The sequence below is a fragment of the Lactobacillus sp. wkB10 genome (assembly GCF_000760615.1).
Taxonomy (GTDB): Bacteria; Bacillota; Bacilli; order Lactobacillales; family Lactobacillaceae; genus Lactobacillus; species Lactobacillus huangpiensis.
The window spans coordinates 1-14,038 of record NZ_JRJB01000017.1; the positions used below are offsets into that span (position 1 = coordinate 1).

A 14,038-nucleotide genomic window follows, 5' to 3' on the forward strand; every position below is an offset into this window, starting at 1 on the left:
AACATAATATAACCTCTTGTTGACAACTTTTTGCGATACTACGTCAACATTTGAACCAGCATTTATTACTAAGCCATTTGCACGAATACCATTTTGATCATAAAGATATGCATTGTGCATTATCTTTTTATTAACAATGATATGAGATTGGTCACCTGCTTCAACAGCAGCAGTTTGATTGGCCGTTGCTGCCTTTAAAGGTACATTTTGACTTGAGATATTTGCCACTTTCACATAACGGTTCTTGGCAATGATGAAGTACTTCTTACCGCGAATCTTGACGCTACTGCCGTAAGTAGTAATAACTTCGCCTGACTTTAGTTTGCCTGCTTTCTTTACACGTTGACCATATTGGTTGTAAACATAAGCATTGTGCTTCAGTTTTTGAACTGTACTCTTAACATTGCCAATTGCAACATAGTACTTCTTATTATCAGAACCCTTGTCAATTAAAACATAATATTGTTCACCATTAATTGTTTCAATACCGTAAGTATCAAGAATTGATCCAGCTCCTAAGGTAATGCCATTCGCACGTTTGCCTTTACTATTGTATAAGTATGCATTATGCATTAAGATTACTCTTTCAGAGTCTTCATTCTTCTTATCATTTTCCTTATCTTCAGTCTTATCAGGTTGAGCAGGTACTATCGGTTGTACTTGCTGTCCATTACCGCCGCTTTCTATAATATTGGTTACATTAACATTCGACTCTGTGGAGTCACGATATAGTTGATCAATACCAAGATTACGTTGTGCAGAAATTACTTCGCTGACTGCCGAACATGCATTAATGCTGTTCACAAATTCATTGTAATCCTTCACAATATGCTCTTTGATTTGCTTCTTAGCAGCAGAATCATAATTAGAATTACCATCAACATTCTTATTTGCAGCCTTTTGTGCATCTGCTAAAGCACCCTTGGCGATCAGCTTTTCACCTTCAAGTTCGGTTGCTAAGTCAGTTGGCTTTTCTTTAAGGTTGGCTAATGCCTGCTCATAGTTCTGCTGGATAGTACTATCGTCAGCATTATTACCGAATCTCTGTTTCAAATAATTTGAAGCAGTTTCACGAGCTTGGGCTAGTCTTTCCTTTAAGACATCTGGATCCTGTTCTATTACTTTATTACCTTCTTGACTATCAGGAATAGATTCACTAACTATCTTGTCTACGGCATCTTTACGTGCTTTGTCAACACCGGCTGAATCGCTTGCTTGATCAATAGTACCATTTTTATCAATAGCTTCATGAACATCTTTGTCAATTTGGTTCTTGATAGCATCTTTTTCAGCTTGGGTATAGTCAGTACCATCCTTGTGCTTTAAATCGTCAACTTTCTTCTTAGCATTAGTGCCAGTGTCTTGAACTTCGCCTTTAGCCAATTCCCTTTCGGCTGCTAATTCGTGCTCTTTAACTTCATCAACCGAAGTACCAGTGATGTCCTTATTAGAGTTAAATGCCTTATCTACTTCAGTGGTATCTGCATCTTTACCAAACTTATCTTTCAGCCTTGCTACTGCATCATCATGCTTTTTACTCAATTCTGCTTTTGCATCTGAGATAGCTTGAACTAAGTCTTTTTCATCATTACCTTTCAAGGCATTAATTTTATCAATAGCCGTTTGCTTAATTCTATCAACATTAGCTACAGTCTCAGCTGAATCAATATCAACACTTGCCTGTTTTGCTATCTCATCTACTCGATCCTGATTATCTTTACTCAAACTTGGCTTAGCCGTAGAAGCTGCTTTATTGACTTCATCTTTGGCAGCCACTTTGCTAAAGGCCAATTCAGCTGTTGTTGCAGCAGAATCAAATTGTCTAGAGGCATTGTCAACTGCTGCTGCAACCGCGTCTGCATTAGTAGCACTGTCTATCTTAGTTTCAGCTGCCTTCTTAGCATCCTCAATAGCGGCTATGGCCTTGTCATAGTCAACTTTTGTAGTAGCTTTTTGAGTGTCATCAAGTTTGTTATAAGCTTCTTCAACCCTGTTTTTAGCTTTTGTTGCCGCCTGGTCAACATTTGTTTTATTAGTTGACTTGACATCAGCTAAGTTATCTTTATCTGACTGATCAGCAGAATTCTTAACACCCTTAATTGCAGTAATTGCTTTGTCACGAATGCTATTTACAGAATCAATTGTAGTTGCATCGTCAATATCTTTATTAGCTTGAGCAACAAGAGAATCAACCTTGTCTTTATCTTCTTGTTTATTTAAGCCACTCTTGATATCTTCAGCAACTGCTTTAACTGCGTCCTTAGCTGCAGCTTGAGCAAAGGCTAATTCAGCATCATTTTTAGCTTTATCAATGTCAGTCTTAGCTTTATCAGATGCATTATTGACATCTTGCTTGGAATTAGCTGAATCTATTGCTTTTTCAGCATCAGCTTTAGCCTGGTCAATATCTGCTTTAGCTTTGTCATACTTATCTTTAACTTCCTTCTGCTGGTCAAGAGTCAGCTTATTATAATCATCATCAAGTTGTTTCTTAGCATTGTCTGCCGCAGCCTCGACTTTGGTCTTTTCGGTAAGTTTGGTATTTCCTAAATCTGTATCTGTAGCAGTTTTTTCTGCTGTATCAATTGCACTCTCACCAGCTTTTTCAGCTGCGTCCGCCTTTTCAACAGTTGGCTGTGAAGCAACAGTATCCTTAGCATCATCACGAGCTTTATTGATTGATTCAATAGCCTTTTCTTTGTCAGCGTCAGATAAATCAGACTTATTAATCTTGTCAATTGCTGCAGAAGCATGATCATCTAATTTCTTTTGGTCATTTGCAATAGCTGTATCTAAAGCTTTTGCATCCTCAAGAATTTTGCCCATGTTATCGATGCCTTCTTGTTTAGCATTGTTAACTTGGTCAGAAGTGGTTGTACCTGCATCTTTAATCTTGTTAACTGCATCTTGGTAATAGCGATCTACTTTATCTTTTAGAGCAGCCTTGTTTTCATCACTGACATTTTTCAGGGAGTCGATGCCATTTTTAACTTCAGTTTGTTTATTAGTTAAAGCATCAATTGCATCTTTCTTGTCATTATCAAGCTCATTTGCAGCTGCCTTATCTGCGTTTGTCTTAACAGTATCAATATCACTGATGGCTTGATCTCTAATATCATTGATCTTTTGCACTGTATCAGCTGTATTTAACTGTGTATTAGCTTCGTTGACAATGCCTTCAACTTTAGCCTTATCACTTTCAAGGCTCAAGCCATTTTCGATCTTATCTGCTTCATTTCTAATATCTTCTTTAGCAACTACCCTTGCAAAAGCTACTTCAGCCTGAGTGGCTGCCTGATCAAAGGCTGTATTTGCAGTTGAAACAGCTTCAGCCACTGCACCCTTATCTTTTGCTTGCGCAATAGCATCATTTGCTGCTTTTTGTGCATTTTTAATTACAGTAATAGCTGCATCATGATCTGCTTTAGCCTTGGTTTGTTGCTGCGAACTAAGCTTATTATATGCATCTTCAACCCGTTTTGTAGCGGCTGCAGCAGCTGCATCAACACTTGCCTGACTGTTGTCTTTAGCTTCTTCTAACTTAGCTTGTTCAGCGGTATCAACAGTATTCTTCACCTTATCAATATCATTGATGGCTTGATCTCTGATATCATTGACCTTTTGCACTGTATCAGTTGAAGCACTGTCAATATTTGCCACTGCATCGTCAGCGATTTTCTGAACTGTTTCCTGATCTTTTTTGTCTTTCAGATTCTTAACCACATTTGCAGCTTCAGCTTGAACCGCATCTTTAGCAGCCGTTTTTGCAAAAGCTACCTCTGCGGTAGTTGCTGCTGCATTAATCTTGTTAACTCCATCATTAGCTGCTGAAGTGATAGCATCTTTGCTTGTTGCTGCATTGACTGCATCAATGGCTGCAGTTTGGGCATTTTCAATTGCGGTAAGCGCATTATCATGGTCAAGTTTTGTTGCTGCCTTTTGACTTGAACTTAGTTTTTCATAAGCATCTTCAACTTGTTTCTTAGCAGCTTCTGCGGCATTAGTGATGTTCTGAGTGCTGTCTTTACGAGCCTGCTCTAGCAAAGCCTCATCTACTGCTGATGCAGTATTTTTAACAGCATTAATTGCACTAATAGCATTTTCTTTGATGCTGTTTACTTTGTCTACCGTATCTGTTGCAACATCATCAAAATCGGTATCTGCTTGATCAGAAATGTTTTGAACCTTTTGCTTATCAGCAGCGTTCTTTAACTGACTTTGAGCGTTAGCGGCTTCCTTGTGAACTGCATCTTTAGCTACCACTTTCGCGAAGTCTACCTCTGCTTTTGTTGCTACCTGATCAAATTTTTGCTCTGCTGTTGCTGCTATGGCTACCACAGCATCTTTAGTTTCAGCATTTTGAATATCGGCAATTGCTTTTTGGAGCGCATTTTCGATTGCAGTAATTGCATTATCATGAACCTGCTGAGTTTTTTGTTGTTGATCTGTTTCTAGATTACCATAAGCTTTTTCTACTCGAGCTTTAGCTGCTTCTGCCGCTTTGTTAAGATCACTCTTTTGATTATTCTTAGTTTCATCTAAACTTGCCTGCTCATTACCATTTGCTGCGTCTTTAACAGCGTCAATATCATCAATTGCTTTATCTCTAATACTGTTTATCTTTTGCACTGTGTCTGTAGTGATATCGTTAAACTGGATATTAGCTTGGTTAACGATACCATCAACCTTGTTTTTATCAGCTTGAGACTTCAGGTCATTCTTAACCTTTGTTGCTTCCTTTTGAACAGCAGCTTTAGCTATAACTTTAGCAAAGGCTACTTCAGCTTTAGTTGCAATATCATTAAACTTGGTCTTAGCATTATCTACTAACCCATTAACTTCGTCAGCAGTTTGGGCTTGACCAATTTGGATATTTGCTGCATCTGCAGCGTTGTCAATTGCAGTAAGAGCATTTTGATATGCTTGATAATTATCATTCTTTTGGTCAGAATTAAGATTATTATATGCATTCTCTACCCGTTTTTTAGCATCGTCAGCAGCACCATTAACATTGGTCTTACCATTATTCTTAGCTTGTTCCATAGTTGCTTGATCTACTGCATCGGCGGTTGCTTTAACAGCATCAATGTCGCTAATGGCCTTATCTCTTAATTTATTGACAGTTGTTATATCGCTAGCATTATCAATAGCAGTATCAGCTTGAGTTGAAATTACATCTACTTGTTTCTTATCAGCATCCTTACTCAATTTGCCCTTAACAATACCTGCCTCTTTATGTACTGCATCTTTAGCTGCTGCTTTAGCAAATGCTAATTTAGCTTCTGTTTCTGCTTGGGTGAAAGCTTGATCGGCCTCTCCAGCAGCCTTACTTACAGCATCCTTGTCCGTTGCTTTTTCAATAGCATCTTTAGCTGTAGTTTGAGCATCGGTAATAGCTTGGATTGCTTTGTCATAATCTGTCTTAGTTGCTGCCTGTTCGTCTGCACTAAGACTATTATAGGCATCCTTAATTCTTTGCTTTGCAGCTGTTGCAGCCTGATCAACACTCTGCTTAGTATCAGTCTTAACTTTAGCAAAATCGTTTTGCTCATTTTCCTCAGCAGTATCTTTAACGGCATCAATATCTTTAATAGCTTGAGCTGCAATAGTATTTACATTATCTACGCTTACAGCTGCAGCAAGATCATTTTCTGCTCGTAACACTATGTTATCGACTTTTGTTTGGTCAACTTCCTGCTTCAAACCTTTTTTGACTTTATCAGCTTCAGCTTGGATTGCAGTCTTAGCTGCCACTCTGGCAAATGCTACTTCAGCTGTTGTAGCTGCTGTATCAAAGGCAGTAGAAGCTGTGCTTACTGCTTTAACAATTGCATCCGCATTTGTAGCCGCACTAATCGCATCATTTGCTGTGGTTTGAGCTTGGGTGATGGCATCCATGGCTTTACTGTAATCACTTGCAGCTAAAACTTTTTCGTCTTTTCCGAGTTTGTCATAAGCATCTTGAACACGTTTCTTAGCAGCTTTAACTAAATCATCAACACTAGTCTTGTTATTTTCCTTTGTTTGGTCTAGTTCTTTCTGCTCATTAGTATCCGCAGTTGCTTTTACGTTACTTATATCGCTGATTGCTTTATCTCTGATGCTGTTTACTTTATCTACAGTATCCGTTGCAGTTGCGTCAATATCTTTATCTGCTTGATCAGAAATTGCCTGTACCTGCTTCTTATCATCAGATTTATTCAACTGATCAATGACAGATTTGGCTTTTTCATGAACTGCATCTTTAGCTGCTACCTTGGCGAAGGCAACTTCTGCTTCAGTTGCTGCTACATTAATCTTATTAATACCCTCAGTTGCTGCCTGAGTAATTTCTGCCTTTGAATTTAATGAAGAAATTGCATCGTTAGCAGCTTTTTGTGCACTTGCAATTGCGTTAAGGGCGTCATCATGAGCCTGTTTGGCAACTGCTTGTTCGGTTTCCGTCAGCTTACTATATGCCGCTTCGACTCTCTTCTTAGCTGTTTCAGCTGCTTCATTAATATTCTCAGAGCTGTCTTTGCGAGCTTCGTCAACAATAGCTTTATCTACTGCATTTGCAGTATTTTTAACAGCCTTAATAGCACTAATTGCGCTGTCTTTAATGCTGTTTACTTTGGCAACAGTATCTGTTGAATTTTGGTCAATTTCTGCGATAGCATCGTTAGCAATGTTCTGGACAGAAGTCTTATCATCTTGACCTTTCAGATCGGCAATAGCATTCTTTTCTTCAGCCTGAATCGCATCTTTAGCAGCCGTTTTTGCAAATGCAACCTCTGCTTTTGTCGCTTCTTGATCAAGTTCCTGCTCTGCTGTTGCTGCTATGTCGCTTACCGCATCCTTAGTTTCAGCACTGGCAATATCGTTATTTGCTTTAAGACGCGTATTTTCAATAGCAGCAAGAGCATCATTATAGGCCTGCTTTGTTGCATCTTGCTCAGCCGATGTCAGCTTGCCATAAGCTGTATCAACCCGAGCTTTAGCGCTTGCTGCTGCTTTATTAACGTCACCGGTACGATTATTCTTAGTTTCTTCCAGACTGGCTTGTTCACCACCATTAGCCTCAGCTCTAACGGCGTCAATGTCTTTAATAGCCTGATCTCTAATACTGGTTACTTTTGCTACAGTATCAGTATTAGTGCTATTAATATTGGTGGTTGCAGTGTTAACAATACTGTCAACCCGATTCTTATCAGCATCAGCCTTTAAGTCATTCTTAACCTTATTAGCTTCATTTAGAATATCTGCTTTAGCTGTTACTTTAGCGAAAGCTACTTCCGCTTTTGTTGCTGCATTGTCAAACTGAGCTTTAGCATCTTTAACTATACCTAATATTTGATCACTTGAAGCAGCTTGTGAAATTTGGTTATTTGCACTATTTGCAGCATTTGTAATCGCATCAAGGGCATTTTGGTAAGTCTGATGATTGGCATTCTTTTGAGAATCATTTAACTTGTTATATGCCTCATCAACACGCTTTTTAGCAGCATCAGCAGCATCATTAACGTTAGCAGTGTTGTTTTTCTTGTTTTCATTTAGTTGTGCTTCTTGAACAGCATCTGCCACGGTTTTGACACCATTAATATCATTGATAGCCTGGTCCCTATATCTAACCACGTCAGTTATAGTAGTAGCCTTGTCAATGTTAGAATTTGCTGTAGTTACTATCTCTTGTACCTTTTGTTTGTTTTCATTATCAAGACTGTTAGTCACTTCATCTGCTGCTGCTTTAACTGCACCTTTAGCTCCCAATTTTGCAAATGATAGTTCAGCCTTGTTGGCAATATCATTAACTGCAGAAATTCCTGTTGTAGCGGCATTTGTTGCATCATCTACTGTCTTTGCAGCCTGAATTGCCGCATCCGCAGTATTCTTTGCGTCATTAATATCGCTGAGAGCTTTATTATATTCTGACTTAGCCTGCTCTTTTTCAGCTGCACTTAACTGGTTATAAGCATTCTGAACGCGTTGAGTTGCATCAGCTGCTGCTTTATCAATATTAGCTTTGTTAATTGTTTGGGAATTGTCAATTGCTGCATCAGCTGTAGCTTTAACATTATCAATATCTTTAATTGCCTGGTTTTTAATAAAGTCAACTTTGGTAACACTGTCGGCATTGTTCAAATCACTGTTAGCCTGGGTTACTATACTGTCTACTTTATTAAGATCAGCTGTTTGCTTTAAGCCTTTCTTGACATTTTCCGCTTCACTTTGAACTGCATCTATCGCAGCTACCTTGGCAAAGGCAAGTTCGGCATCAGCTGCTGCTTGTGTAAATGCTTTGTTAGCATTATCAACAGCTGTCGTAATTTCTGAATTAGTTTGCGCAGCAGCTATTGCACTCTCTGCTATACTCTTAGCTTCATCAATAGCATTATTAGCTGCGTTATATGCAGTTTGGACTGCCGCCGTCTTTTGCTCTTCTGCTGTAAGCTTATCATAAGCCTCTTTGACCCGCTTCTTAGCGGCTTCTGCTTGAGCATCAACACTAACTTTGCTTGTTTCTTGTGCTTTTTGAATCGTTTGCTCGGCATTGCTCTTGACGTTGTCAATTGCCTTGATGGCATTCTCTTTTATTCTGTTTACATTATCAACGTTTTCTGCTGCTCCGATATCATCTTTTGCTTGACTAACAATTTCATCTACTTTATTTTGATCTGCGGTTTCTTTCAGATTAGGTTTAACTTTTGCCGCTTCAGCTTGTACCGCATCGTTAGCAGTGATCTTGACAAAGGTTAATTCAGCTGCATCTGCCAGCTTGTTAATGTTGGTTGTGCCTTCACTGGCTGCGGCAGTAACTTCAGTTTCAGTAGTTGCGGCCGCAATCTTGGCATCAGTGGTGCTTTGAGCGTTTTTAATATCTGAAATAGCCTGGTCATATGTGCCTTTATTGGCTGCCTTTTCAGCAGTTGTTAAGTTGTTGTAAGCTGCGTCTACCCGCGCAATCGCTGCTTGAGCTGCTCCATCAATACTAGTCTTATTCAGCTCTTTTGCTTTATCAACTTTTTCCTTTGCACTTGAATCGGCTGTAGTTTTGACCTGGTCTATATCTTGAATTGCCTGATTTTTGATACTATTAATAGTTGGAACATCAGTAGCTACATCAATCTTGCCATTAGCTGCAGTGACAATGCCATCAACTTTCAGTTGATCAGCTGCACTTAAGTTTGGCTTAACCTTCTTAGCTTCATTTGCAATTGCCTCTTTTGCATCTGCTTGAGCAAAAGTTACTTCTGCTTTTGTTTCAATAGCAGCAATTGCTTTTGTACCTTTCTCAGCTGCAGCTATAATATCTTCCACATTTTGTGCGACCTGAATATTGTTTTTAGCAGAGTTTGCAGCCTGGTCTATATCATTTAAAGCTTTCTGTAACGAGTCCTGGCAACTAGTTTGATTGTCTGTTGACAGTTTCTGGTAAGCATCACTTACACGCTTTTTAGCTGCAGTGGCTGCCGCATCAATATTAGCTGCCTGAGTGTCCTTGTTAGCCTTGATTTCGGCTTCCTTAACTACATCAGCCGTTGTTTTAACATTATCAATATCTTTAATTGCCTGATCTTTAATGCTATTAACCTTGTCGACTGTTGTTGCTTTTTGGAAATCGTTATTGGCTGTTGCAACAATACCATCAACTTTCTGTTGATCTGCTGAGCTTAAACTCGGCTTGACACTGTCAGCTTCTTTCTTGACTGCATCAATAGCTGATATTTTTGCAAAAGAAACTTCAGCTGTGGTTGCCGCGTTGTCAAACTTGTCTTTAGCAGTATTAAAGGCATTAATGATTGCATCTTTGCTTGTAGCAGCTTTAATTGTTTCGGTGGCTGCGGCTTTAGCCTGATTTATAGCTGTAATTGCAGCCGCTTTATCGGCAGCAGCTTTGTCCTGCTCGCCAGCTTCCGTCAAACTATTATAAGCTTTATTCACACGCTCAATGGCGCTATCAGCAGCAGCGTTAACGTTAGCAATGTTAGAAGTTTTAGCGGCTTCAATGTTCGCTGCATTAGCGTTATCTTCAGCTGCTTTTATCGCCTTTTCGCCATCATCCGTAGCCTTATCTGCATTTTCAGCCGTCAATTGTTTGCCCACATTTATCTTGGCATCATCACGAGCCTTATTAATGTTGTTTACTGCGTTTTGCTTTTCGTCATCGGACATGTCTGTCTTATTGATTCGGTCTGCTGCTGCCTGGGCGTAGTCATCAAGCTTTTTCTGGTCAAAAGCAATTTCCTTATCCAGTGCCGTAGCTTTGTCCAAAACGCTGTCAATGTTTCTAATCCCAGTGTTCTTCTCAATGTCTACTTGTTCAAGGCTTGCTGGTGACGGGTTATTAACCTTGTCAACAGCGTCTTGATAGTAAGCTTCAACTTCCTTATTAAATGCAGTTTTAGCTTCAGTACTGATATTCTTTAAATTAGCGATGCTATCTTCAACAGTTGCCTTTTCAGCTGCTAATTCTTTCAAAGCATCTTCTTTAGCAGTCTTTAAGTCACTTACAGCTTTATCAATAAGTTGTTGCGCTCTAGCATCAGTTAAAGCTTGATCAATCTCTGCTACACCTTTGCCTTGAGCTTTTGTGATTTCATCAAAACTGTCACAGTCATCAATAGCTTTTTCTGCATCGTTAAATGCTTTCTGTGCCTGTTCTTGATATTTCTTAACGTTGTCTTGAGTTAAACCACTGTTTGCTAAATCTGCAATTTGGTTAACTACACCAGGCATTCCAGAAGTACCATTACCATTGAGCTCATTCTCAAGTGCTTGTTTAGCAGCTTCTTTGGCCGCAGCCAATTTATCTTGCTCAGTAGACTCATCATTAGCAATTTGCAAAGCTTTATTCACAAGATCAAGAGCTACTCCTTTACGTCTATTGACTTCGGCAATGGTATCTGCACCATAAACTGTTGTGTCTTTATTAGATTCAGTGACTGGATCTGCCATTGCCAATGCTTTAGCCAGCTCGTCATCAAAAGTCTTTGATTGGCTTTCTTTTAAATTAGATGGCTTCTTGTTCTTGGCGTCCTTTACTGCATTTCTGATCGTAGAAGCAGCGTCATCTTTAGCTTCTGACAAAGTAAGAATACCTAAACTCTTAACTATCGGACGAGAACCTACTTCGACAACTTCTGGATTGTATTCAACGAAATTGGCGTTGGGTGTTATTTCAATCTTATCACCCGTATTCATGTTTAAAGTGACATCAGAAGGTATTGTTACTGAAAAAGTTCCATCTGGATTGATTGCAGAGGTAAAGACAGTTGGCAATTCCGGAACACGATCAATAATATCGCCACGATATTTGTCATTAGTATTCGCATAAGGCTTCAGATTTTTATCTTCCTGAATAACCCTATTGTACTTAGCATTGCTGCTAATATATCTAATAATTACATAACCCTTTGTACCCTTAGGAAAGTACTTATAAAAGGCATTATCACTACTTGGGCCATCATTTTCTTCAGTGTAATTCTTGACCTTTCCTTTGATAGTCCTAGAACCGTCATTATTTTTGATAACTTGTAAATTATCATCATCAATATCCAAGAATCCACTTGGGTTAGCAGGACCAAAAGCTACGTTATTATAGCTGTCCGAATCTGAACTGCTGAGAGCATTTTCTAAAGCATTTTTGATAATATCATCTAATGTATTAAATTGTGGATCCTTAACAGCAGCTTCAGCAGCAGCTAAGAAAGAACTAAATTTTCTGTCATTAATAATATCTTTAATGGTAGGATCGTTCTTAATTTCATCTAGCTGCTCTTGAGTCAAGGTCTTACTGCCATCAAGCATTTCTATGTTATTTACAGAAATGCCCTTCGCTGATTTCTGCAGTTGTAAAACATGGAAAGGCGGCAATGTAAATCTGCTGCCAGAGTTAGTTTGCAGCTGCTGGCGAACATTAGTAATTGTAATCTTGTTATTGCCAATGATGCTCGTTAACGGGTTGAAATTATTATGAGAATCCAAAATAAACGATGTCGGATTGTTAACTTTTAAAGTTCCACCTTGAACATCGAGTAGTTTAATTGCTCCTGTGCCCGGCTTATCACCTAATCTAATATTAAAGGCACCATTTTCAACATCAGCTGAGCCAGTAATATAAACTAGTGTGCCTGAGTAATCACCCATGTCACTACCCAGAATATTTAATTCACCTTTAGGATTAATGTTCAAATTACCGTTATCATAAAATAGATTTCCTGAAGCAGCATCAGTAATATTACCATTAGTATTAATATTGACTTGACCATTTTGTAAGATGTTAAATGATGAACCAGAATCTTTTAAATAAACAGCCCTGGCTTTACCGGCATCTCTTTTTCCTGTATAAGGTCTCACTTTATTCAGACCAATATTAATATTCAAAACGCCGGCAACTTGAACATTTCCGCCGTTTTCCATGTAAATAGCGCTATATGGAAAGCCCCATTCACCAGTGCTTCCACCTCCATCAAAGTCTTGCACAGGATTAAGTGTTACGGTAGCACCCCTGTTAATTTTAACATTATTGGTACTACCTTTCATTTCGATTATAGAGCCACCATACGTTGAACCAATAAATTCACCGTCTAAGAATTCTATACTGTCATTTTGTTTACCACCAGTAAACTCAAACATTTGTTGATCACTACGGTTGGGCCATTTTGCAGTATGAACATCATTATTTCCGGTAAAAAAGATATGAGTATTGCTACCAGCATAGATTAATTGCGAGCCTTCAAACGAACAATCTTTAAACATAATGTTGGCATGATAATTACCATTTACATTATCGGTATTCCAAACACCGTAATAGTCCCCACTGCGCATATTAAGACTTTGATAAGTAACATCTGCATTTGTACCACCCTTTTGTTTAGGTGAATAACCAGTGAAGTCAAGTTTATATTTGGCATTTCCGTTTGATCTAATTAAGAGATTACGCCCTGGAACATCAAAAGTATTATTACCATTATTAGGATTTGCGCTAATATCATTCATTAAAATAATTTCAGTGATATTTATATTGTTCAGCGCATCCTGAAAATCTTTCCAGTTATAAACCTGATAAGAAATGCCATCACCAGCATCCTTAACTAATGGATTTTTGTTTTTTGCAGGCGCAGTTTTATCCGTGCTGCTATTTTGCTCATCATTATTGCTAGTATTATCACCAGGCTTAATCACATTTGCCTGTGAATCATCTGGCAATTTACCATTACTTGAAGTATTGTCTCCGGAGGTAATATCAGTGTTAGTGTCTTTACCAGTTGAACCAGTCTTTCCCGGTGTAACTGCGTTTGCGTCATTTGCACCAGTATCCGGCTGCTTCGCTTCTGTAGGTTGATCAGATTCTTTACTATCTTTTTTTGTCTGGTCTTTTGTATTTCCAGACTTGCTTACAGATTTAGAGTCCTCATCACTACTCTTCAAAAATGAAGATAAACCTGAAAAAGTAGATAATTTTGGCTCTTTTTCGGTCTTTTTGGTTTGTCTATCTTCTTGAGTTGACTGAGAATCAGCCTTCTTATTCTCTGTTGCAGCTTTACTCAAATCAGACTCGGATGACTTGGTTTCAGTTTTACTATCGACTTGTTGAGTGGGAAGATCAGTATCGGCTTTAACCGTTTGGCTCCCTAAACCCAGAAAAGTGAATCCTAACAAAACAGAAGCAGCACCGATTGTCAATTTACGAATTGAGAAGCGATCCTGTTTTTGTTGCATTTCCATTTTTCTTAGTCGTTCTTTAAAGTTATTTTTACCTAACATAAGTTGTCCTTTCTTCAATTTAAAAATACACTTTGAATTTTATAACCATCGTTATTAATTGTCAATATACCTTTTGTAAGTAAAAATAATATTATAAATAAATGTTATTTTTTAAATTATTATTTTTTATTTCAAATAACATTATTTAATTTATATATATCACTATTTATAGATAATAAAGGCTATAAAATAAAAATAAATAAAATATAAAAAATAAAAACATTTTTCAAATTTATTGAAAAAATGTTTTTTATTACATTTGTGATACAAATTTATCTAGTGTGTTTCCATA

Annotated in this window: 1 protein-coding gene; it reads right to left on the reverse strand. The window is 38.1% G+C overall.

Annotated elements, in window-relative coordinates:
- A partial coding sequence (locus tag LACWKB10_RS09500; protein ID WP_034981687.1) for an SLAP domain-containing protein occupies positions 1 to 13,746 on the reverse strand: 13,746 nt, incomplete at its 3' end.
- Positions 13,747 to 14,038: the final 292 nt, after the last annotated feature.